The organism is Burkholderia sp. BCC1988 (genome assembly GCF_905339895.1).
Lineage (GTDB): Bacteria > Pseudomonadota > Gammaproteobacteria > Burkholderiales > Burkholderiaceae > Burkholderia.
Genome location: NZ_CAJPHA010000004.1, coordinates 294,982 through 316,411 on the forward strand (window position 1 = coordinate 294,982; position 21,430 = coordinate 316,411).

At 66.0% G+C, this 21,430-nt stretch carries 23 protein-coding genes; 10 read left to right on the plus strand and 13 right to left on the minus strand.

From position 1 onward, the window contains the following. Positions 1-113: 113 nt before the first annotated feature. A complete protein-coding gene (locus U4012_RS07995) occupies positions 114-1,535 on the minus strand; it encodes a cytosine permease (protein ID WP_321797520.1) in 1,422 nt (473 codons plus the stop codon). Positions 1,536-1,940: 405 nt separating this feature from the next. Here U4012_RS07995 and U4012_RS08000 point away from each other — a divergent pair, with 405 nt between their 5' ends. Next, complete coding sequence (locus U4012_RS08000; protein ID WP_321797522.1) at positions 1,941-2,864, plus strand: LysR family transcriptional regulator; 924 nt, start codon at positions 1,941-1,943, stop codon at positions 2,862-2,864. A gap of 133 nt (positions 2,865-2,997) precedes the next feature. Here the strand turns inward: U4012_RS08000 and argE are convergent, their stop codons facing one another. From argE to U4012_RS08025, 5 genes are all read right to left on the minus strand, one after another. Then, positions 2,998-4,161, minus strand: coding sequence for an acetylornithine deacetylase (gene argE / locus U4012_RS08005; protein ID WP_321797524.1), 1,164 nt, complete (start codon positions 4,159-4,161; stop codon positions 2,998-3,000). Then, the gene (locus U4012_RS08010; RefSeq protein WP_044848150.1) at positions 4,154-4,831 is read right to left on the minus strand and encodes a DUF1028 domain-containing protein; all 678 of its coding nucleotides are present in this window, start codon (positions 4,829-4,831) and stop codon (positions 4,154-4,156) included. Before U4012_RS08010 ends, argE begins: the two co-directional genes overlap by 8 nt. Before the next feature lie 8 nt (positions 4,832-4,839). After that, positions 4,840-5,277 carry a RidA family protein gene (locus U4012_RS08015; protein WP_124891813.1) on the minus strand — a complete coding sequence of 146 codons (438 nt, stop codon included), beginning with the start codon at positions 5,275-5,277 and terminating at the stop codon, positions 4,840-4,842. A gap of 124 nt (positions 5,278-5,401) precedes the next feature. After that, positions 5,402-6,748, minus strand: a complete 1,347-nt coding sequence (locus tag U4012_RS08020) for an NAD(P)/FAD-dependent oxidoreductase (protein ID WP_321797529.1) — start codon at positions 6,746-6,748, stop codon at positions 5,402-5,404. A 193-nt stretch (positions 6,749-6,941) separates the two neighbouring features. Continuing rightward, on the minus strand, positions 6,942-7,886 hold the full coding sequence (locus tag U4012_RS08025) for a DUF6396 domain-containing protein (protein WP_321797531.1): 945 nt from the start codon (positions 7,884-7,886) through the stop codon (positions 6,942-6,944). Between the two features lie 533 nt (positions 7,887-8,419). On the opposite strand from U4012_RS08025, the gene U4012_RS08030 reads away from it, so the two are divergent. Both U4012_RS08030 and trpS read left to right on the plus strand, forming a co-directional pair. Then, positions 8,420-8,575: a hypothetical protein gene (locus U4012_RS08030; RefSeq protein ID WP_193759875.1), complete on the plus strand. Its 156-nt coding sequence runs from the start codon at positions 8,420-8,422 to the stop codon at positions 8,573-8,575. A gap of 210 nt (positions 8,576-8,785) precedes the next feature. Beyond that, on the plus strand, positions 8,786-9,799 hold the full coding sequence (gene trpS, locus U4012_RS08035) for a tryptophan--tRNA ligase (protein ID WP_321797534.1): 1,014 nt from the start codon (positions 8,786-8,788) through the stop codon (positions 9,797-9,799). Between the two features lie 114 nt (positions 9,800-9,913). Here trpS and U4012_RS08040 read toward each other — a convergent pair whose 3' ends face one another. Then, positions 9,914-10,327: a VOC family protein gene (locus U4012_RS08040; protein WP_321797536.1), complete on the minus strand. Its 414-nt coding sequence runs from the start codon at positions 10,325-10,327 to the stop codon at positions 9,914-9,916. Between the two features lie 98 nt (positions 10,328-10,425). On the opposite strand from U4012_RS08040, the gene U4012_RS08045 reads away from it, so the two are divergent. After that, the gene (locus U4012_RS08045) at positions 10,426-10,779 is read left to right on the plus strand and encodes a DUF1493 family protein (RefSeq protein WP_321797537.1); all 354 of its coding nucleotides are present in this window, start codon (positions 10,426-10,428) and stop codon (positions 10,777-10,779) included. A gap of 59 nt (positions 10,780-10,838) precedes the next feature. On the opposite strand, the gene U4012_RS08050 is transcribed toward U4012_RS08045, so the two are convergent. From U4012_RS08050 to U4012_RS08065, 4 genes are all read right to left on the minus strand, one after another. After that, complete coding sequence (locus U4012_RS08050) at positions 10,839-11,225, minus strand: VOC family protein (protein ID WP_321797539.1); 387 nt, start codon at positions 11,223-11,225, stop codon at positions 10,839-10,841. Between the two features lie 51 nt (positions 11,226-11,276). Next, positions 11,277-12,197, minus strand: a complete 921-nt coding sequence (locus U4012_RS08055) for a bestrophin family protein (RefSeq protein WP_124485759.1) — start codon at positions 12,195-12,197, stop codon at positions 11,277-11,279. Positions 12,198-12,372: 175 nt separating this feature from the next. Next, positions 12,373-13,380, minus strand: coding sequence for a cytochrome d ubiquinol oxidase subunit II (cydB, locus tag U4012_RS08060; protein ID WP_321797541.1), 1,008 nt, complete (start codon positions 13,378-13,380; stop codon positions 12,373-12,375). 3 nt (positions 13,381-13,383) lie between these two features. Then, positions 13,384-14,784 carry a cytochrome ubiquinol oxidase subunit I gene (locus tag U4012_RS08065; RefSeq protein WP_321797543.1) on the minus strand — a complete coding sequence of 467 codons (1,401 nt, stop codon included), beginning with the start codon at positions 14,782-14,784 and terminating at the stop codon, positions 13,384-13,386. Between the two features lie 408 nt (positions 14,785-15,192). Here U4012_RS08065 and fdhD point away from each other — a divergent pair, with 408 nt between their 5' ends. From fdhD to U4012_RS08090, 5 genes are all read left to right on the plus strand, one after another. After that, complete coding sequence (fdhD, locus tag U4012_RS08070) at positions 15,193-16,062, plus strand: formate dehydrogenase accessory sulfurtransferase FdhD (RefSeq protein WP_124485757.1); 870 nt, start codon at positions 15,193-15,195, stop codon at positions 16,060-16,062. Then, positions 16,062-17,276: a gephyrin-like molybdotransferase Glp gene (gene glp / locus U4012_RS08075; RefSeq protein WP_321797546.1), complete on the plus strand. Its 1,215-nt coding sequence runs from the start codon at positions 16,062-16,064 to the stop codon at positions 17,274-17,276. The genes fdhD and glp overlap by 1 nt, the downstream gene beginning before the upstream one ends. 190 nt (positions 17,277-17,466) lie before the next feature. Next, a complete protein-coding gene (gene moaA, locus U4012_RS08080; RefSeq protein WP_321797548.1) occupies positions 17,467-18,585 on the plus strand; it encodes a GTP 3',8-cyclase MoaA in 1,119 nt (372 codons plus the stop codon). A gap of 45 nt (positions 18,586-18,630) precedes the next feature. Next, complete coding sequence (locus tag U4012_RS08085; RefSeq protein ID WP_321797550.1) at positions 18,631-19,194, plus strand: molybdenum cofactor biosynthesis protein MoaE; 564 nt, start codon at positions 18,631-18,633, stop codon at positions 19,192-19,194. Between the two features lie 61 nt (positions 19,195-19,255). Beyond that, on the plus strand, positions 19,256-19,513 hold the full coding sequence (locus tag U4012_RS08090; protein WP_321797552.1) for a MoaD/ThiS family protein: 258 nt from the start codon (positions 19,256-19,258) through the stop codon (positions 19,511-19,513). A gap of 57 nt (positions 19,514-19,570) precedes the next feature. Here U4012_RS08090 and U4012_RS08095 read toward each other — a convergent pair whose 3' ends face one another. Continuing rightward, positions 19,571-19,819, minus strand: coding sequence for a hypothetical protein (locus tag U4012_RS08095; RefSeq protein WP_321797554.1), 249 nt, complete (start codon positions 19,817-19,819; stop codon positions 19,571-19,573). Between the two features lie 328 nt (positions 19,820-20,147). On the opposite strand from U4012_RS08095, the gene U4012_RS08100 reads away from it, so the two are divergent. Continuing rightward, a complete protein-coding gene (locus U4012_RS08100; protein ID WP_321797556.1) occupies positions 20,148-20,795 on the plus strand; it encodes an HNH endonuclease in 648 nt (215 codons plus the stop codon). A gap of 38 nt (positions 20,796-20,833) precedes the next feature. Here U4012_RS08100 and U4012_RS08105 read toward each other — a convergent pair whose 3' ends face one another. Next, entirely contained in the window at positions 20,834-21,214 is a 381-nt protein-coding gene (locus U4012_RS08105) for a nucleotide pyrophosphohydrolase (protein ID WP_044848135.1), read from the minus strand. Between the last annotated feature and the right edge of the window lie 216 nt (positions 21,215-21,430).

A 21,430-nucleotide genomic window follows, 5' to 3' on the forward strand; every position in this document is an offset into this window, starting at 1 on the left:
CCGCATGATGCCGCGAACCTGAACCGGCCTGTCACCCTTCTTCCCGTTCCCGGCCGCCGCATCGCAACCGATGCGGCGGCCGCTTCGTTTTCACGTGGCGAACGGCACGCGGCTTACCGCGCCGTCGACGGCGGCAGAGCCGCGCCCGTCTGCCGGCGACGGTACGCGCTGTCGCGCGTCGCGAGCCAGTAGTACAGCGGCGACGTCAGCGCGAGGCCGACGAGCCAGGACAGGTCGGCGCCGCCGAGATGCGCGGGAATCGGGCCCGCATACATCGGCGTGTTCATGAACGGGATCTGCACGACGATCCCGATCGCATACGCGAGCAGCGCCTGCGGATTGAAGCGGCCGTACACGCCGCCGTCCGCCATGAAGATCGACTGGATGTCGTACTTGCCCTTGTGGATCACGTAGAAGTCGATCAGGTTGATCGCCGTCCACGGCACCAGCACGACGAGCAGCGCGAGCACGAGATCGACGAGATTGCCGACGAAGTTGGTCGACGCGCCGATCGCCGCGTAGCAGCACGCGATGAAGATCACCACCGACACCACCGCGCGCGTCTTCGCGGTCGGAATCCACTTGTATGCGAAGGTCTGCACCGACGTGATCACGGCGAGCACCGCGCCGTACAGGTTCAGCGCGTTGTGGCTGATCACGCTCAGCAGGAACAGCACCAGCATCAGCAGGCCGAGCGGGCCCGTCGCCTGCTTGACCGCGTCCATCGTGTCCGCGCCGGCCGGCACCGCGAGCACCGCGACCGCGCCGAAGATGAATGCGAGCGTCGAGCCGATCGTGCAGCCGAGATAGGTCGCCCAGAACGTCGACGCGACGCCGGCGTCGTCCGGCAGGTAGCGCGAATAGTCCGACACGTACGGTGCGAACGCGATCTGCCACAGCGCGGACAGCGACACCGTTGCCAGCCACCCGGCGAAATCGAAGCCGCCGCGCGTGAGGAAATCGGCGGTGCTCACGTGCGACAGGATCATCCAGAAGCCGACCACGATGCCGATGCCCAGCACCCATGTGCCGATCCGGTTCAGGATGTGGATGAACCGGTAGCCGACGATCCCGATCAGCCCCGACCCCACCGCGCCGATCACGATGCCGACGGGCACCGGCACCGACGACGCGATGCCGTGCACCGACTTGCCGGCCAGCACGATGTTCGACGCGAAGAAGCCGACGTACATCACCGCCGCGATCACCGTGACGAGCAGCGCGCCCCACGAACCGAACTGCGCGCGGCTCTGGATCATCTGCGGGATGCCCATCTGCGGCCCCTGCGCCGAATGCAGCGCCATCAGCACGCCGCCGACCGCCTGGCCGACGACGATCGCGACGATCGCCCACATCAGGTTCAGGTGAAAGAGCTGCACGCCGAGCGCGCCGGTCACGATCGGCAGCGGCGCGATGTTGCCGCCGAACCAGAGCGTGAACAGGTCGCGCACCTTGCCGTGGCGTTCTGCGGGCGGCACGTAGCCGATCGTGTGTTTCTCTATCATGGGGGACGCGTTGCGGTCCGCGGTCGTCATGGCGAAGTCTCCTGTGCTGCGCGGCGATGCGCGCGTGCCGTTTCAGCCGGCGCGCGACCGTGCGCGCGCCTGCAATCGGGTCCGGACACGCGGGCGACGCCGATCGGCGCGCCGGCACCCACTACGCCACTACGCGCGGGGACGGATGACATGCCCCGCCGGTGCGTGCGCGCTTTTGTCGCGATCCGGATTGGAGACGATGGTGCGCCACGCATGCGGCGACCGGAAAATACTAAAAATATTTCCGGGACATACGAAAAAGCTCTGCAGCGGAAACGGCGGCGCCGATTTTCTTCGGTTAAGGTGCTACCCGAAACGATGGCCCGGTTGCGCGCGCCGGCGACGCGTGCGCGCCGGAGCCGAGTAACAGGGGTATCAGGGGTAACAGCGGTAACAGAGGTGCTCGTGGCTCACTACACTTTGCGGCAACTGAAATATTTCGTGACGACGGTGGAATCCGGCAGCGTCGCCGAGGCGTCGCGCCAGCTCTTCATCGCGCAGCCGTCGATCTCCAGCGCGATCAAGGGGCTCGAGGAGAGTTTCGGCGTGAAGCTGTTCATCCGCCATCACGCGCAAGGCGTGTCGCTGACGCCGAGCGGCACGCGTTTCTACCGGAAGGCGCAGGAACTGCTGCGCATCGCGCACGAATTCGAACAGAATGCGCTCGCCGACAACGACGTGGTCACCGGCCAGATCGACATCGGGTGCTTCGAGACCGTCGCCCCGCTCTACCTGCCGCAACTGATCGCGGGCTTTCGCGAGCGCTACCCGGGCGTCAACATCCGGCTGCGCGACGGCGACCAGCAGGAGCTCGTTCAGGGCCTCACGGCCGGCACCTTCGATCTCGCGTTCCTCTACGATCACGATCTCGACGGCACGATCGAAACCGAGCCGCTGATGCCGGCGCAGCAGCCGTACGTGCTGCTGCCGGAGAACCACCGGTTCGCGGGCCAGTCGCACGTCTCGCTGCGCGACCTCTGCGTCGAGCCGATGATCCTGCTCGACGTGCTGCCGAGCCGAACATACTTCGTCAGCCTGTTTCACGAACTGGGGCTCACGCCGAACATCGTGTTCGCTTCGCCGTCGATCGAGATGGTGCGCGGGATGGTCGGCCAGGGCTTCGGCTTCTCGCTGCTCGTCACGCGACCGCATTCCGAATACACGTATGACGGCCGGCGCGTCGTGACGATCGGTCTCAGCGAAACGGTCAGCCCGTCGGGGCTCGTGAGCGCACGGCTCAAGCGCGGGCAGCTGACGAAGCAGGCGCAGTCGTTCGTCGAGTTCTGCCGCGAGCGGCTTGCGCAGATCGTCGCGGAATCGGTGCGGTAGAACGACGGGAAAAACCGCACGCGCCGGGGGGCGCGCAGTGTGCGGTTTGCGGTTTGCGGTTTGCGGCCCGACTACCCGACCGACTCAGTCGACTGAATCCGCTGAGTCGGCTGAGTCGTGCGGATCGATCGAATCAACCCGCTTCAGCGAGATACGCCGCAAGCCGGGCGAGCATCGCGTCGCATCCGTGCAGCTGCTCGACCGTGACGAACTCGTCGGGCTTGTGCCCCTGGTCCATGCTGCCCGGCCCGCACACGACGGTCGGAATGCCGGCCTGCCCGAACAGTCCGCCCTCGGTGCCGAACGAGACCGTGCCGAACGCTTCGGAGCCGCTCAGCATCGCGAGCAGTCGCGCGGCTTCGCTGTCCGGCGACGTCGCGAGTCCCGGATACGCGCCGAGCGGCTCCAGGCGAATGTCGGTATCGGGCTGCACCGCGCGCATCTTCGGCAACAGTTCGGATTCCGCATAATCCTGCAGCTTCATCGGTACGTCGTGCGCATCGAACGCCGGCAGCGCCCGCACCTCGAAGTCGAATTCGCATTCGGCCGGCACGATGTTCAGCGCGCGGCCGCCCTTGATCAGTCCAGCCTGCACGGTCGAGAACGGCGGATCGAAACGGTTGTCGCGATGCTCGGGCCGCGCGAGCGCCGCGCCGATCTCGCCGAGCCGGCCGATCAGCTTCGCCGCGTAGTCGATCGCGTTGACGCCGAGCGGCGCGTACGCCGAGTGGCACGCCGCGCCCTTCACGTGGCAACGCATCGCGAGCTTGCCCTTGTGACCGAGCACCGGCTTCAGTTCGGTCGGCTCGCCGATCAGGCACAGGCGCGGCCGGTGCGCGCGCGCGGCCAGCGCGTCGAGCATCGGCCGCACGCCGAGACAGCCGACTTCCTCGTCGTAGGAAAACGCGAGATGCACCGGCAGGCTCGATGCCCGCGCGACGAACGCCGGCACCGCCGCGAGCACCGACGCGATGAAGCCCTTCATGTCGGCCGTGCCGCGCCCGTACAGCCGGCCGTCGCGTTCGGTCAGCCGGAACGGCTCGACCGTCCACGCCTGCCCGTCGACCGGCACCACGTCGGTATGGCCCGACAGCGCGATGCCGCCGCGATCGCGCGGCCCGATCGTCGCGTACAGGCTCGCCTTCGTGCGTTCCGCGTTGTAGAACAGCTCGCTCTCGACGCCGAAGCCGCCGAGATAATCGCGGATGAATTCGATCATCGCGAGGTTCGAATCGCGGCTGACCGTCGCGAAGCCGATCAGCCGCTCGAGCAGTGCGCGGCTCGACGTGTCACTCATCGCCCGGCACCCCGTAGCTCGGCGCGGCGGTCGGGTTCAGCGCGCGCGTCTGGTAATCCTGCATCTGCGGGCGATACGCGTGCCACAGCGCATCGAGCTGCCCGATCGGATCGGCATCGGCCCAGTCGACGCGCAGGTCGACGATCGGCCAGGTCACGTCGCCGGCCACCTTCAGCGCGGCCGAATGCACGGGTCCGGCCTCGCCGCCCGCCGCGATCGCTGCGTGCATCGCAGCCAGCAGGCGATCGGCCAGCAGCCCGGGCGCCTGCTCGAACGCGCGCGCCATCGCATCGATCACGGCCGGCGCGGCCAGCAGATTGCCGGCCGCCACGCATTGCTCGCCCTGCACCGCATGGTGCGTGCCGAGCGCTTCCTTGCCGGTGAAGCACGCGGTCTGCCCCTGCCCGTCGATCACCGTGACCTGCCGGTACTGGCTCCAGCCGTTCGCGCTGAGCGCGTGGTCGAGCGCGGCGGCCGGCGCGAGTTGCCGATGCTCGATCAGATCGAGGATCTGCGGGCCCAGCGCCGGCAGCGTGATGTTCTGCGTCGCGACCGCGCCGACGCCCGCGCGCACCCAAGGGCAGCGTGCGCCCACCGCGATGCTCGACGAGCTGATCGCGATCCCGAGCTGGCCCGTTTCCGGGCAGCGCCCGACGATGGAGAAAGTCATGTCGGCTCCTATGCGCGGTTCGGCTGCCAGTTGTCCGGGATCACGGCGATCACGTCGATCTCCATCAGCCACTGCGGCTGGCCGAGCGCCGACACGACGAGCCCCGTCGAGATCGGATAGACGCCCTTCAGCCATTTGCCGACTTCCTGGTACACCGGCTCGCGATAGCGCGGGTCGATCAGGTAGGTCGTCGTCTTCACGATGTGCGTGATGTCGCTGCCGGCTTCCTCCAGCAGCTGCTTCACGTTCTTCATCGCCTGCGCGGCCTGCGCGCGCGGATCGCCGAGGCCGATCAGGTTGCCGTCGAAATCGGTGCCGACCTGGCCGCGCACGTACACGGTATTGCCGGCGCGCACGGCCTGGCACAGGTCGTTGTCGAGCGTCTGGTTCGGGTAGGTATCCTTCGTGTTGAACATCCGGATACGAGTGTGGGTAGGCTGGCTCATCGAGGTCCTTCGATTGACGGTGTGTGCGCCCGCCGCAGCGGAAGCTGTCGCGGCGGGTTCTGGTTGTAGCGAGGGCGCCGCGTCCGGGCTTCTTGCCGCGCGCGGGCCGTGGCGTGAGCGCGTATCAGTCGATCGCGTCGACGAGCGGGCAGGCATCGACCCGCGCCGTGTGCGCCGTGTCGTCGTGCGCGGTGCGCGTCTCGGCGCGGCGTCGCGACGCGTCGTGATAGTCGAGGTACTTGCGCTGCGTGACGATGTGGTCGGCGATGTGTTTCGCGTCGTGCCACACGCCCCAGATGAAGCTGGAGCCGCGTCGCGACAGCCACGGCAGTCCGAGGAAATAGATGCCCGGCTCCTTCGACACGCCGCGCTGATGCTGCGGCTTGCCGTTCGCGGCGAACGCGTCGACGTTCAGCCAGCCGTAGTCGACCGCGTAGCCCGTCGCCCAGACGATCGATGCGACGCCGGCGCCGGCCAGGTCGAGCGCGAGGATCGGCTCCGCGACGCAATCCGGATCCGGCAGGATGCGGCGCGCTTCCGGTTCCTCGGGCAGGTCGAGGCCGTTGCGTGCCGCGTATGCGTCGGCCGCGTCGAGCAGCGACAGGTAGTTCTCGTCGCCGCGGGCGAGATTGGCCGCGAGATCGCGTTCGAACACCGCGACGCCGCCGTCGAACGACTTCGTCAGCCCCACGAGCGTCACGCCCTGGTGCGCGAGTGCGCGGAAATCGACCGTGTGGCCGCCGCGCGCACCGCTCACCGCGATCGTCACGTGTTCGCGTCCGGGCGTCGCGACTTCCTTGTCCCATTCGCCGAGCACGCCGAGCCACCAGCAGAAATCGCGGCCGCGATACGCGCGCGGCGGGCGGTCATGCGGGCCGACCGACAGGTAGACCTGCCGGCCCGCGCGCTGCAGCTCGTCGGCGATCTGCACGCCCGACGAACCCGCGCCGACCACCAGCACCGCGCCGTCCGGCAATTGCGCCGGGTTGCGATAGTCGGCGGAGTGGATCTGCACGAGGCTGGCGTCGTCCGGCGCGATCGGCGGGATGATCGGGCGCTGGAACGGACCCGTCGCGACGACCACGCGGTTCGCCTCGATCGTGCCGTCCGAGGTTTCGACGATGAACCCCGGCTTGCCCGTGTTGCGCACGACGTTCTTCACTTCGACGCCGGTGCGGATCGGCGCGTCGAACTTGCGCGCATAGGCTTCGAAGTAGTCGGCGACCTGGTCCTTCGACGCGAACGCATCGGGATCGAGGCCGTCGAATTCGAGGCCCGGAAAGCGGTCGTGCCACGCGGGGCCGTTCGCGACCAGCGAATCCCAGCGCCCGGTGCGCCAGCGCTCGGCGATGCGGTCGCGCTCCAGCACGAGATGCGGCACGCCGAGCTTGCCCAGGTGCTCGCTCATGGCCACGCCGGCCTGGCCGGCCCCGACGACCAGCGTATCGATTGAGGTTGTTTCCACTGCCACGGCTGTCTCCTTGAAGTGCGGCTCGCGGCGATGCTCGTGTCGTCGCGCGAGGGGGAATGGAGACATTCTGCTGACAGGCTCGCTAGGGCGAAACGATCATTTTTGTGGTTGTTGACGAGAAAAAAGCTGGGGCGATCGAGCATGGCTGGCGGAACGGGCATACCGCGCCGCGTTCGGCCCAGACTGCCCAACGCTATTCCTGCGTATGTGCACGGTCGATGCGATGCCCGGCGGAAACGGGAAGCGTGTCCGAAACCGGCAGCGTCGGTTTCGCCGCATCGATCAATGTCGCTTTGTTGCCGTCCCACTTGGGCAGTTTGGCCGGCGGCAGCGGCACGACCTTGTCAAGGTTCGGCAGGCGAAGGTCCGGATCGCGCTCGAGGCGGTCGGCGAGTACGCTGTAACGCTCGGCACGAGCACGATCCTTCACGTTACCAACCACCGGATCACCATCGTCGAATGCGCCGAACAAATACCCGGCGCTCTTGGCGCTCCCGTATTTAACGCCATCATGCAGAATCTTGAGGGCTCGGTCGTTGTCTTCGCCAAGCGACTTGTCCGCGCCCACGAGTGTTGTCCCGAGCGCGTAGGCGGCATCCCCGCTACCTTGTGCATATCCGCATTCCAGCATTTGAAGCGCAATCTTGCGATTACCCCAAAAGCCTGCTTTGGGATCGTCATAAATCGCATCCATCTTGCCGCCCAGATAGGCCATCGCATTCGGGCTGCCCCTATCGGCAGCCAGTTGCCAGAATGCATAGGCTCTACTCGCATCCTGCTTCACACCGATCCCGTCCATGTAATACGTGCCCATCAAATCGTAGGCCGCCGGAATGCCGAGTTTCATCGCCTGTTCAGCGATCTGAACGGCGTGTTCGGAATCACGATCCACGCCTTCGCCTCGCGCGTACGCATTCGCCAGATTCAACATCGCCTTCCAGTGTTTGCGCTCGGCGGCCTTCGCCCATAACTCGACGGCCCCCCTATAGTCGCGCTGATCCGGCCACAGCAACGAACTGGTGAGCGCGATCGCTCGCGTATTCCAGCGATCTGCCTCTGGATCGATCCGAGGAGCAACGTCGGCTTCATGCTTGCATTCGAACGCTTCGCGGTGCGGATTGAACGCAGTCAGCGACATGTTGCGAGGAAGCGAATCGTTCCTTGAACAGGCGGCACATCCAACGATCAGAAGAACGGAAGCCAATCGGATCTGCCGGCCACGGTCCGCGGTAATCAGACGCAATCGAATTCGCACGATATCGAATACCTTGCACGACAAGAAATGAATGCACGGTCACGTGCGCAGTATGGAACGGCACAAACGGCCTGCTGACAAGGCCCTCATCCGGCAATTTCATGGGCCGTCGGCAATGGTCCGCAGTCGGGACAGCATCTCCGTTCATATGCCGCTGATTTTACGTTGCGTCCCTTTAACCTGTCCCCACCCCACAATTCTTGACTATGCGCACGCCGTCGAACTGGTAGGATGCGCATCACTAGGCGAGACGCATCCGGCGCACCTGATCGTTCCCCTTTTCGATCTCCCGCACGCGATCCCCTTGCCGGCCGAGCCACGGCTCAGCCCCCCGTCGAACCCCGCAACACCCCGGCGTCGGCCCCACCCGACCCGTTGCAGCAACCGTTGGAGTAGCGCACGTTGCGCCTGCAAGCATGAAGAAACTCAAGCAGCACATCCGCACCTTGGGCGAGATCGACCGCACGCCGCTGGTACGCGCCGGCGCGCTGCTGTTGATGGCCGGCCTGCTGTACCTGCTGTGGCCGTCGGCCGAAACCGCCTACCTCGCGATGGAGTCGGTCATACGCTGACGCAGCACGCCCGTCCCCGCACTACGCTATACTCGCGCAATGGAAACCCAACCTGCCTCGCCGAACGTGCATCGCTGGTGGCGCGCCTGACCCAGGCGGCCCGTTTCCTTTTGCATGTCCCGAACGTGATGCCGCCAGCCATGGCGGCATTGTCGTTTCTGCGCCCGAATCATGGCTGGTGGCTTCGATAACCCGGAGCCAATCCACACCATGACGCACCCGACCCGACCGACCATCCTCACCGGCGACCGCACGACCGGCCCGCTGCATCTCGGCCACTACATCGGCTCGCTGCGCGCGCGCGTGCAGATGCAGCACGACGCGACGCAGTTCCTGCTGCTCGCCGACACGCAGGCGCTGACCGACAACATGGGCCGTCGCCAGCGCGTCACCGAGAACGTGATCGAGGTCGCGCTCGACTACCTGGCCGTCGGCATCGACCCGGCGATCTCGACGATCGTCGTCCAGTCGCAGGTGCCCGAGCTCGCCGAGCTGTCGCAATACCTGCTCAACCTCGTCACGGTCGCGCGCCTCGAGCGCAATCCGACCATCAAGGAAGAGATCCGCCTGCGCGGCTTCGAGCGCGACATCCCGGCCGGCTTCCTGACCTATCCCGTCAGCCAGGCCGCCGACATCACCGCCTTCAAGGCGACGCACGTGCCGGTCGGCGACGACCAGTTGCCGATGATCGAACAGACCAACGAACTCGTGCGCCGCTTCAACGCGACGGTCGACAAGCCGGTGCTGGTGGAATGCGAGGCCGTGCTGTCGGCGGTCACGCGGCTGCCGGGCATCGACGGCAAGGCGAAGATGAGCAAGTCGCTCGGCAACGCGATCACGCTCGGCTCGACGCCGGACGAGATCGCGCAGGCCGTGAAGGACATGTACACGGATCCGAACCACCTGCGCGTGAGCGATCCCGGCCAGGTCGAAGGCAACGTCGTGTTCACGTTCCTCGACGCGTTCGAGCCCGACGTGCAGAAGGTCGACGAACTGAAGGCGCACTATCGCCGCGGCGGCCTCGGCGACAGCGTCGTCAAGCGCGTGCTGAACGAGCGGCTGCAGGCGCTGATCGAGCCGATCCGTGCGCGCCGCCGCGAATTCGAGGCGGACAAGGCGGAGGTGATGGCGATCCTGAAGCGCGGCACGATGCATGCGCGCGAGGTGGCCGGCGCGACGCTGGCCGAGGTGAAAGGCGCGATGGGGCTCACGTATTTCGATTGAGCCGTGCGCGGCAAACGCGGCCGGGCGGCGTGGCGTGGCGCAATGCCGGCGCCGCGCTTACCCCGATGTCCACCGGCACACCGCGAAGCCCCGGTCAGTCGTCCGCAAGCACCGTCACGACCGCTCGTGCGCCGACGGCGCTGCGTGGCACACGGCCTCGATCCGGTTGCCGGCAGGGTCGACGAGAAACGCCGCGTAGTAGTCGGCGTGATAATGCGGCCTCAATCCGGGATCGCCGTCGGACTGCCCGCCCGCGCAGAGCCCTGCCTCGAAAAATGCATGTACCTGCTCGCGAGAAGCGGCCTTGAAGCACCAGTGCCGCTTGCTCGTTCCAACTTCGGCGGGATCGAGATACACGGCCAGGAAAGTCGAGGCGGTGTCGTTTGCATTGCAGCGTTCGCCGTAACCGAGTGCGGCGGGCCGGTCGTAAACCTTGGCCGCGCCAAGTGCGGCCATGACGCCGTCATAGAACGGGCGTGCCTGGTCGATATCAGGAACGCCGATGGACACGTGGTCGAGAAGTTGCATGGGATTGGCTCCGTTGAACGAGCACGAGTCTACACAAACATGTCACTTCGACCCGGCTACCGGTACAACCAGATCGCAAAACCGGAGGACAGGATTCCATGACGGACGACCGCCACATTTGGGAAGCACTGGAAGCATTCGTTCGCGAGGAGGCGGCAGTATCGAGCAAACAGCGGATTACCGCGGAAACCTCGATCGCCGACGATCTCGGACAAACCGGAGAAGACGCGGACATCTTCATGGAGCGCTTCTTCGCGCGATTCGGTGTGGATCGCGACGACTACGATTTCGGGCGTTACTTCCTGATGGAGGGTGAAGGGCTCCTGTATCACCTGGTTCGCAAGTTCATTCTCAGGAAGCCCCATACGTTCGATCGAGACGCGTTGACCGTCGGCATGCCGGGCAAAGCCATCGCGCTGGGTGCGTGGGACGCGGATGCGATCAGGAACTGAACCTCGCGCAGCGTCACCGACGCTTTGATCGGCGCGTCGAACACCGCGCGCGCCACGCGTCACTTCATCTGCATCAGCTGCACGAGGTTGCCGCACGTATCGTCGAGCACCGCGACCCGCACGGGCCCCGCGTCCATCGGCGCCAGCGTGAAGCGCACGCCGAGCGCGTCGAGCCGCGCGAACTCCGCGTCGAGATCGTCGACCTGGAACGACGCCGCCGGAATGCCGTCCTCGTAGAGCGCCTGACGATACGGCCCGACCGCGCGATGATGGCTCGGCTCGAGCATCAGCTCGGTGCCGTCAAGCTGGTCCTTCGACACGACCGTCAGCCAGCGGTACTCGCCCACCGGCACGTTGTTCTTCAACCGGAAGCCGAGGGTGTCGACATAGAACGCGAGTGCCTTGTCCTGATCGTCGACAAAGATGCTCGTCACGTAGATGCGCATGTGATGTTCTCCGAATCACGCGTGCCGCCGCGCGCGTCGTCGCCGTGCCGCTCACGTGATCTGATACGTCGATGCCGGCACGAATTCCTCCGGCATCGCGCGATCGCCCAGCTCCAGCACCGACCGTTCGATCGTGCGCGCCATCGCATCGAGCGCGAGCGCGTTCGGCGCGAGGCCGAACGGCTCCGCGACCTCGTTCGCGATCGCTTCGAGCGCGATCAGCGTGTACGAAATGAACACGCAAATCAGCGGCGTGAAAAACTCCGTCGAATCGACGAGGCCGAACGGCAGCAGCACGCAATAAGCATAGACGGTGCGATGCAGCAGCACGCTGTACGAGAACGGAATCGGCGTCGTCAGGATCCGCTCGCAGCCGCCCACCGCCTTGCCCAGCTCGACCAGCTGCGCATCGAACATCCAGCACGTCGCGTCGCTGCCAGGCGCGCGGCCCAGCGCGCGGACGATTCCGCCGCGCAGTTCGTCGAGAATCGCGACGGGCTGGTAGCACTTGTGCGCGAACGCGGCGGCGCGCTCGGCGCCGAGGATGCGCTGCAGGTCTTGCGCCGGATCGGTATGGCGCAGCTGATGCTTCAGCGCATACGTGAACGCGATCAGCAGATCGGCGAGCCGGTTGCGCTCCGCGTCGCCGACGCTGTCGGGCAGGTAGCGCCGCAGTTGCGACGTGACGGTGCGCGCGGCGATCAGCAGGTTGCCCCACAGAAGCCGCGCCTCCTTGAAGCGCTCGAAGCTCGCGTTGTTGCGAAACGCGAGAAAGATCGCGAGCGCGAGCCCGAACAGCGTGAACGGCGCGGTGTTCAGCGGAATCTTCTCGCCGAAGATGCGCCCGTTCGTGAAGACCGCCAGCGTGCTGACGACCGCCATGAACACGAGTTGCGGAATGATCGACTGCAGCACGGAGCCGTTCCATACGAACAGCATCCTGAGCCAGTTTTGTCGTGGTCTGACGATCATGGTGTTTTCTCGACTGCCAAGGGAATACGCAATGCGGCGTGCCGCCGCCCGATGTGCGACGGCCCGCGCGTGGCGGGCCGCTGTCCGATCGATACCGGGCCGGGTGACGAGCCGCACGGCGTCCGCGCGAGATGATACGCCCGCGCACGCCGCGCGCCGTCACCGGCCGCGCCGGTCAGTGATAGCCGGCGTCGCCCTCGCGCACCTTGCCGCGGAACACGCGGTACTGCATCGCGTTGTACACGAGAATGATCGGCAGCACGATCACGGTGCCGACGAGCGCGAACAGCTGGCTCGAATGGCTCGACGACGCATCCCAGATCGTCAGCGACGGCGGCACGATGTTCGGCCAGATGCTGATCACGAGGCCGGTATAGCCGAGGAACACGAGCGCGAGCGTCAGCAGGAACGGCGTTGCCTCGTGCCGGCGCTTCAGCGTATGGAAGATGCCCCACACGCATGCGACGACGAGGACCGGCACCGGCAGGAACCAGCCGAGGTTGCCGCTGCCGAACCAGCGGTGCGCGACGGCCGGCAGCCCGATCACGGTCCACAGGCTGACCACGCCCATCACGGCGAGCAGCACGCCCGCGAGCGGCTTCATCAGCACGCGCATCTTGCGCTGCAGTTCGCCGTCGACCTTCAGGATCAGCCACCCGCAGCCGAGCGTCGCATAGGTGACGAGCACGCCGATCCCGCAGAACAGGCTGAACGGCGACAGCCAGTCGAACGGCCCGCCCGCGAACTGGTTGTTCACGATCCGGATGCCCTGCAACAGCGAACCCAGCGTGACGCCCTGGCAGAACGCGGCCAGCGCGGAGCCGCCGATGAACGCGAGATCCCACAGGTGTTGCGTGCGGTTCGCCTTCGCGCGCAACTCGAACGCCGCGCCGCGGAAAATCAGCCCGACCACCATCAGGATCAGCGGCAGGTAGTTCGCCGGCAACAGCGTCGAGTAGACGACCGGGAATGCGCCGTACAGGCCCGCGCCGCCGAGCACCAGAAAGGTCTCGTTGCCGTCCCACACCGGCGCGACGGTATTCAGCATGACTTCGCGTTCGACCTTGGCGTCGAAGAACGGAAACAGCAGGCCGATGCCGAGGTCGAAGCCGTCCAGCATCACGTAGAGGAACACGCCGAGGCCGATGATCGCGGCCCACACGACAGGAAGATCGATCTGCATGGCTTACTCCGCTTCGGTGACGTTCAGCGGCGTGGACAGCGCGCTCTTGCGCAGCCCCGGATGCCGGTGCAGCTCGATGTATCCGGCGTGGGCAGCCGGTCCGCGCTTCATCAGGTTCAGCATGTAGTAGATACCCGTTCCGAACACCAGGAAATACACGACCACGAAGATCAGCAGCGACACGCCGACCTGCTGCGCGCTGAGCGGCGCGACCGAATCGACGGTGCGCAGCACGCCGTATACGGTCCACGGCTGCCGCCCGACCTCGGTCGTGATCCAGCCGGCCAGTAGCGCGACGATGCCCGACGGCCCCATGCACACGACGAACCACTGGAACCAGCGCGTTTCATACAGGCGTCCGCCCTTTCTCAGCAGCAGGCCGAGCAGCGCGGTGAGCAGCATCAGCATCCCGAGGCCGGCCATGATCCGGAAGGTCCAGAACACGATCGGCGAATACGGACGGTCCTGCGCCGGGAATTCCTTCAGCCCGCGAATCTCGCCGCTCCAGCTGTGCGTGAGGATCAGGCTGCCGAGGTGCGGCACCTGGATCGCATAGCGCGTCGTCTCGGCCTGCATGTCGGGCAGGCCGACGAGGTTCAGCGCGGTGCCGCCCTTCTCGGTTTCCCACAGCCCTTCGATCGCCGCGATCTTCGCCGGCTGGTATTCGCGCGTGTTCAGCCCGTGCGCGTCGCCGACGACGATCTGGACCGGCGCGAGCAGCAGCAGCATCCACAGCGCCATCGAGAAGCTGCGCTTCACCGGCTCGTCGCGGCGCCCCTTCAGCAGGTGCCACGCGCCGCACGCGGCGACGATGAAGCCCGCGACGATGAACGCGGCGATCGTCATGTGCACGAGGCGATACGGGAACGACGGGTTGAAGATGATCTTGAACCAGTCGACCGGCACGACGAGGCCGTTCTCGATCTTGTAGCCCTGCGGCGTCTGCATGAAGCTGTTCGACGCGAGGATCCAGAACGTCGAGATCAGCGTACCGACCGCGACCATCAGCGTCGCGAAGAAGTGCGCGCGCGGGCTGACGCGCTGCCAGCCGAACAGCATCACGCCGAGGAAGCCGGCCTCGAGGAAGAAGGCGGTCAGGACTTCGTACGTGAGCAGCGGGCCGGTGATGTTGCCCGCGACGCGCGAGAAGCCCGCCCAGTTCGTGCCGAACTCGTAGGCCATCACGACGCCGGAGACGACGCCCATCCCGAAGCCGATCGCGAAGATCTTCGACCAGAACTGGAACATGGATTTGTAGGCGGCGTCGCCGGTGACGAGATAACGCCATTCCAGCACCGCCAGGAAGCTCGCCATGCCGATGCTGATCGCCGGAAACACGATGTGGAACGACACCGTGAACGCGAATTGCAATCGGGCGAGATGGAACGCATCGAAGATTTCCATGACCGTAATTTGCTCGTGGTTGTGAGGACGTCAGCTCGAAGCAGGAAATCGCGCGACGGCTTCGCGACGGCACGTGCACACAACGACGGATCGCAGTGCACGGCAACGAAGCGTGAATGACGATATCGCGTTTCAGACGATACTCGCAATCGCGCGGACGTGCGCTGAAACTGTGCTTTCCCCGGGGCCGAAGATGTGTGTACGAAAAACCCGTTTCGGCGCCGCGAGGCCCTCGGCTGTACTGCTTTCCGCTCTGCAACGCTGTGCATCCGCGGCACCGCCGAACGCCCGTACCATCGGCTCCTGGCCTGCCCGTGGCGAGCGAGCGCGACCCCGCGCACCGCCCCCGCAGAATCCGTTTCGATCGCCCGGGCGCCCGCGCCGGCCGATCCCCCTGGAGAAACCCGCATGGAGCCCAGCGACCGCCCCGACGATCCGGCCGGCACCCGCGCGTGTCATGTGACGCGTCATCGTGCCGGCGACGCGCGGGACACCGTCGATCGCGTCGTCGATGAAACGCCGGTTGCACTCGTATTCAACGGCATCGCGCACACGGTGATGATGGCGACGCCGATCGATCTCGACGCGTTCGGCCTCGGCTTCGCGCTGAGCGAAGGGATCGTCGAGCGCGCGTCGGACGTCTTCGATATCGAAAGCGAATGCCGGCCCGGCAGCGCCGAAGTGCGGCTCACCGTGGCGCAGCAGGCGTTCATGGCGCTGAAGGCGCACCGGCGCGCGCTGGCCGGCCGCACCGGCTGCGGCGTCTGCGGGATCGAGAGCATCGCGCAGCTCGACCTGCATCCGCCGCGCATCGCGGCCGCGGGCGCGGCGGCCGGCATCGGCGCCGACGCCGTCGCGCGCGCCGCCCGCGCGCTGCCGCAGCGGCAGCCGCTGATGCACGCGACCGGCGGCATCCACGCGGCCGCGTGGTGCGAGCGCGACGGCACGGTGCTGGAAGTCGTCGAGGACGTCGGCCGCCACAACGCGCTCGACAAGCTGATCGGCCGGCTCGCGCGGCGCCGCGCCGACCTGGGCGCGGGCTTCGTGTTCCTGTCCAGCCGCGCGAGCTACGAGCTCGTGCGCAAGGCCGCACGCGTCGGCATCCCGATGATCGCGACGATTTCTGCGCCGACCTCGCTCGCGATCGACGTCGCCCGCGAAGCCGGCGTGCGGCTGCTCGGCTTCTGCCGCAACGACGGCTTCGTCGAATACGTGTCGCCCGACCCGCTCCCGTTACCCGAACCGACGCCTGCGCAAGCGCAGGCGCTCACCGCTTGATGAAACCCCTGACCGATTTCGACACCGCCCAACGGCAGTTCGCCGGCGTATTTGCGCCGCCACATGCGGCCGTCTCCATCCCGGTCGCGCAGGCGGCCGGCCACGTGCTCGCCACGCCGCTCACCGCCGTGCTCGACCAGCCGCCCGCCGACCAGAGCGCGATGGACGGCTACGCGGTCCGTCATTCGGACCTCGAATACGGCGAGCCGCTGCGCGTCGCGCAGCGCTGCTATGCGGGCGACGCGCCGTCGGCGCTCGCGCCGCGCACGGCCGCGCGCATCTTTACCGGCAGCCTGATTCCGCCGGGCGCCGACACCGTCGTGATGCAGGAGCACGCGCACGAACAGGATGGCTGGGTTGCGTTCGACACACCGCAGCGCAGCGGATCGCATATCCGCCGCCGCGGCGAGGAAGTGCGCGCGGGCGCCCTGCTGATGCCGGCCGGCATGCGGCTCGGCGCGATGCACGTCGGCGTCGCCGCCGCGCAGGGTTGCGCGCGCATCGACGTGCGGCCGCCGCTGCGGGTCGGCATCCTGACAACCGGCGACGAGCTCGTCCCGTGCGGCCAGCCGCGCGCGCCGCAGCAGATCTACAACAGCAACGCGCCGATGCTCGCCGCGCTGGTGTCGGGAACCGGTGCCGGCGTCGCGGCGAGCGAGCACGCCGCCGACACGCCGGCCGCCGTCGAACAGGCGCTGCGCGGCATGGCCGCGCGCTGCGACCTGGTCGTCTGCGTCGGCGGTGCATCGGTCGGCGACAAGGACCTGCTGCGTCCCGCGCTGACCGCGCTCGGCGCGTCGTTCGTGGTGTCGGGCGTGCGGATGAAACCCGGCAAGCCGGTCGCGCTCGCGCGGCTCGACGAACGGCCCGTGGCGCTGCTGCCCGGCAATCCGGGCGCCGCGATGACCGCGTTCGCGCTGTTCGTCGCGCCGCTGATCCGCTGCCTGCAGGGGCGCGACGACTGCCTGCCGGCCGTGCCGTCACTGCCGATCGACATCGACGTCGAACCCGATGCGCAGCGCGAGCGCGTCGTCCGCGTGCGCCGCACCCTCGACGCCAACGGCGCGCCGGTACTCGATACGCTGCGGCAACAAGGCGCCGGCACGCTGCAATCGCTCGTTCAGGCGAGCGGGCTCGCGCGGCTGCCGGCCGGCCGACGCATCGCGCGCGGCGACGCGGTGCCGTATTACGATTTCGCGCACTGGCTTGCGTGAGCATGCCGATGCGCGTCATGTCCGCCTTGCGTGCAGGCAGGATCACGAACTGTATTCCTGCATTTCGGGCGGGATTGTGTCCCTGTCGGGAAAATCCGGCGGACTATCCTCACGAAGAGGCTCGTCACGACCCGTGCGCCGACACGTCGGCACACAGGCGGCCGATCGGCGACGCCGCTCCGCTCACTTCATGCAGGTCGAAAAACCGATCGTGAATGCCATCGCTCCCGCACCGGCCGCCACTGCATCCGGCGGCGCATCGCCCGGCGCCTTTTCCCGCCCGCTCGACACGCTCGCGCGGCCGCTGCGCGATCTGCGGCTGTCCGTCATCGACCAGTGCAACTTCCGCTGCGGCTATTGCATGCCGCGCGACAGCTTCGGGCCCGACTATGCGTTCATGCCGTCGTCCGAGCGGCTGTCGTTCGCGCAACTGGAGAAGATCGCGCGCGCGTTCGTCTCGCTCGGCGTCGAGAAGATCCGCCTCACCGGCGGCGAGCCGCTGCTGCGCCGCAACCTCGAAGCGCTGATCGAACGGCTCGCGATGCTGACGACCGTCGACGGCAAGCCCGTCGAAATCGCGCTGACGACCAACGGTTCGCTGCTCGCGGCCAAGGCACGCACGCTGCGCGATGCGGGCCTGTCGCGCGTGACCGTGAGCCTCGACGCGATCGACGATGCCGTGTTCCGCCGGATGACCGACACCGACGTGCCGGTCGCGCGCGTGCTGGCCGGCATCGAGGCTGCGCAGGCGGCCGGGCTCGCGCCCGTGAAGGTCAACGCCGTGATCGAGCGCGGTGCGAACGACGACCAGATCCTGCCGCTCGTGCGCCACTTCCGTCATAGCGGCGTGGCCGTGCGCTTCATCGAATACATGGACGTCGGCGGCGCGAGCGCGTGGTCCGGCGACAAGGTCGTGCCGGCCGCGCGGATGCGCGAACGCATCGACGCGAGCTATCCGCTCGTGCTCGTCGGCGAACCGGGCCACGACGCCACCGCCATCCGCTGCCGGCACATCGACGGCGCGGGCGAGGTCGGCTTCATCGCGAGCGTGTCGCATCCGTTCTGCGGCACGTGCTCGCGCGCCCGCGTGTCGGCCGACGGCCAGCTCTATACGTGCCTGTTCGCGACGCAGGGCACCAACCTGCGGCCGTGGCTCGACGACGGCGCATCGGTCGACCACCTCGCCGACGCCGTGCGCGCGCGCTGGACGCGGCGCGACGACCGCTATTCCGAGCGGCGCGCCACGCGTGCGGCCCGGCCGTCGGGCAAGACCTATCCGACCGTGCGCATGTCGCTCGTCGGCGGCTGACGGCTGCCGCGCTCGGCGGCGCGCACCGCTTACTGGAGAACCGTCATGACGAGTTTCACCGAATCCCGTGCCGCGTCACCCGACGATCCGTCGCGTGACGCCGCCCATGCCGAACCCGCCGAGCCGCACGCCGAGCCGCCGCCGGCGATTGCCGCCGGCTTCGAGGTGCGTGTGCAGTACGCGGCGATCGACGCCGGTACCGAGATCGCACCGATCGTTCGGAATCCGAATGTCGGCGCGGTCGTGAATTTCATCGGTGTCGTGCGCAACGAAGGCGACGTCGACGACGTGATCGCGCTCGAAGTCGAGCACTATCCGACGATGACCGAGCAGGCGCTCTGGAGCATCGTCGAGGAAGCCAGCGCGCGCTGGCGGCTCGAAGCGGTCAGGATCGTGCATCGCGTCGGGCGCATTCCGCTCGGCCAGCCGGTCGTGATCGTCGTGGTGGCCGCCGCGCATCGTGCGTCGGCATTCGATGCGTGTGAATTCATCATGGACTTCCTGAAGACGCATGCGCCGTTCTGGAAGAAGGAGATCCGGCACGACGGCGTGGCCGGCTGGGTCGAGCCGAAGGCGCACGACGATCAGGCGATGCGGCGATGGGGTTGAGCGTGCCGGTCAATGCGTTGCCGATTCCGCCCATTCCGCCGATTTCGCCCGGGACATTTCAATGAAACTGACGATCAAATACTTTGCGAGCATTCGCGAACAGCTGCATATCGATCAGGAAGTCGTCGAGATCGATGCGCACGAGGTCACCGTCGACGCGCTGCGCGGCACGCTCGCCGCACGCGACGCGCGCAGCGGCGAAGCGTTGCACATGGACCGGCCCGTGCGGGCGGCCGTGAATCTCGAGATGGTGACCGGGGGATTCGTCGTGCGGGAGGATAGCGAGGTGGCGTTTTTCCCGCCGGTGACGGGTGGGTGATCCGTTCGCATCGGGCGGCGACCGGCGGGCTTCGGCGGCCCGATGCCTGACCGACGGTTAGACGAGTTCGTGAAGAAAATCCGAGACCGGGTGGTCGATCGACGCCAGGTAGCCGGCCATCGCGCCGACCACTTTCCGCACGGCCGGACGCGCGGGCATCCGTTCGCGCGAGGCGAGCAGATTCGGTGTTTCGGCCGTCATCGGCGCACCCTTGCGCGCGCCGAACAACTGCTCCATGTAGAACGCGATGTCCGCGTACGAATAGGTTTCGGCGAGAAATTCCCGGTCGGCCAGCACGCGCTCCATGCGTCGATCGTATTGCCGGGCTTGCGAATCGATCGAGCACGGCACGCGAAAGATGCTGGGGTTTGTTGCGGAGTTGAGGGTGCTTGGGCCGCGGCAGCTTGTCGACAGTTTGAGGGAAGAAATAGAGGCGGCGAAGGATTTATACGAACGGGGACGTGTAGCTCGGGACGTGATTTACGGGAGACTGGCAAGCTGAGGGCTCGCGGAACCAGATTGGCATCCCAACTTGGTGGGCCACGGGAAACGGGCATCAAACGACAAACGCCGCGCGTTATGTTAGATTTCTGGTCTTCAGCCTACCTATAAAGCTAATCGGGCAAAAAAACAAATGGCAACGTGGACCGAAGATATTACACTCGCATTGGAACAGCTTGGTGGCATTGCCCCTCTCTCCGAAATTTACGAGAGGGTTGCGACTATACGACCTAAACCACATCCGGCAGATCTTGGCGCCTCTGTCCGAGGAGCCATTGAGCGAAATTCTTCCGATTCGACGGTTTTTTCTGGAAAAGATCTATTCTTTTCCGTGCATGGAATTGGCGGCGGAGTATGGGGATTACGATCGTTGGAGAAATCCACGCCACTGGCTTCCGATATCGACGCCCTCGGGGATCAATCACCGCAAAGACAACGCCAAGAAACATACCGCATCCTTCGAGACACTGTACTGTCTCGCCAGATAAAGCTCCTACACAAAAACAAATGCCAAATATGCGGGGAATCGATAAAACTTCCTAGCGGAGAGTTCTATTCCGAGGCCCATCATATACAGCCCCTCGGAAATCCGCATAAAGGACCAGATACGTCAGAAAATATTATTGTTTTGTGCCCCAACCACCATGTAATGCTCGATTATGGCGTCATTCCGATCGACCCGCTAAAAATCAGGTTGCATCACAAACACAAAATTGGGGTCAACTACATTTCTTATCACAATAAAGTGATCATGAAACCCGCTCATAAGACGGGCAAATAGATCATAGCCACGCGACTTGCCGTGACTTGCATCCAGCCTCATTTCTCCTGATTTTTATATTCAGAGTATTTTCGCGAGTCGCCCCTCACTCTGTCAGCCGGATACTTTGCCCGGTTGAGCTCCATCTTCTCAAGCACCGCCTGAAAAAGATCGACATCCATCTTGTCCGCGAGGCGAACCAGATACACCAATACGTCGGCCATCTCGTGACGGACGGCCGTCAGGTTGGCTTCGCCAAGTTCGCTCTTGTCGCCCGAAACGAGCCATTGAAACGGCTCCAGCAATTCACTCGCTTCGATGCTGAGCGCTGTCGCCAGGTTCTTCGGCGTGTGGAATTTGTCCCAGTCGCGCTCGTCGACAAACTGGCGGACGAGTTCGCGCAACTCCACTAGATCATTCCGCAACTCAGACTTTTCCACGTAGCGACTCCTGGTGCATATCCAAAATCTACCGATGCCTTCGACGGCATGCGGGCATGAGAAATCCGCCCTTCGGCCTGCAAGTACAGCTCCCCCGCACGGACAGACCCGAATGATATAGGAGCTGGAAGCTGCCCCGGCAAGCGTCGTACCAAGGGCAAGCGAAATGCCGTCCCGCCGTCAGGGCATCGTAGCGACGGCCCAAATTCACGATCA

Coding starts and splice junctions, on each gene's coding strand:
- glp (WP_321797546.1), top strand. CDS start 16,062: ATGAAACCCCTGACCGATTTCGACACCGCCCAACGGCAGTTCGCCGGC.
- U4012_RS08055 (WP_124485759.1), bottom strand. CDS start 12,197: ATGATCGTCAGACCACGACAAAACTGGCTCAGGATGCTGTTCGTATGG.
- U4012_RS08030 (WP_193759875.1), top strand. CDS start 8,420: ATGAAGAAACTCAAGCAGCACATCCGCACCTTGGGCGAGATCGACCGC.
- U4012_RS08015 (WP_124891813.1), bottom strand. CDS start 5,277: ATGAGCCAGCCTACCCACACTCGTATCCGGATGTTCAACACGAAGGAT.
- U4012_RS08065 (WP_321797543.1), bottom strand. CDS start 14,784: ATGGAAATCTTCGATGCGTTCCATCTCGCCCGATTGCAATTCGCGTTC.
- U4012_RS08040 (WP_321797536.1), bottom strand. CDS start 10,327: ATGCAACTTCTCGACCACGTGTCCATCGGCGTTCCTGATATCGACCAG.
- U4012_RS08050 (WP_321797539.1), bottom strand. CDS start 11,225: ATGCGCATCTACGTGACGAGCATCTTTGTCGACGATCAGGACAAGGCA.
- U4012_RS08095 (WP_321797554.1), bottom strand. CDS start 19,819: ATGGAGCGCGTGCTGGCCGACCGGGAATTTCTCGCCGAAACCTATTCG.
- U4012_RS08025 (WP_321797531.1), bottom strand. CDS start 7,886: ATGTCGCTGACTGCGTTCAATCCGCACCGCGAAGCGTTCGAATGCAAG.
- U4012_RS07995 (WP_321797520.1), bottom strand. CDS start 1,535: ATGACGACCGCGGACCGCAACGCGTCCCCCATGATAGAGAAACACACG.
- moaA (WP_321797548.1), top strand. CDS start 17,467: ATGCAGGTCGAAAAACCGATCGTGAATGCCATCGCTCCCGCACCGGCC.
- fdhD (WP_124485757.1), top strand. CDS start 15,193: ATGGAGCCCAGCGACCGCCCCGACGATCCGGCCGGCACCCGCGCGTGT.
- cydB (WP_321797541.1), bottom strand. CDS start 13,380: ATGCAGATCGATCTTCCTGTCGTGTGGGCCGCGATCATCGGCCTCGGC.
- U4012_RS08090 (WP_321797552.1), top strand. CDS start 19,256: ATGAAACTGACGATCAAATACTTTGCGAGCATTCGCGAACAGCTGCAT.
- U4012_RS08010 (WP_044848150.1), bottom strand. CDS start 4,831: ATGACTTTCTCCATCGTCGGGCGCTGCCCGGAAACGGGCCAGCTCGGG.
- trpS (WP_321797534.1), top strand. CDS start 8,786: ATGACGCACCCGACCCGACCGACCATCCTCACCGGCGACCGCACGACC.
- U4012_RS08045 (WP_321797537.1), top strand. CDS start 10,426: ATGACGGACGACCGCCACATTTGGGAAGCACTGGAAGCATTCGTTCGC.
- U4012_RS08085 (WP_321797550.1), top strand. CDS start 18,631: ATGACGAGTTTCACCGAATCCCGTGCCGCGTCACCCGACGATCCGTCG.
- U4012_RS08100 (WP_321797556.1), top strand. CDS start 20,148: ATGGCAACGTGGACCGAAGATATTACACTCGCATTGGAACAGCTTGGT.
- argE (WP_321797524.1), bottom strand. CDS start 4,161: ATGAGTGACACGTCGAGCCGCGCACTGCTCGAGCGGCTGATCGGCTTC.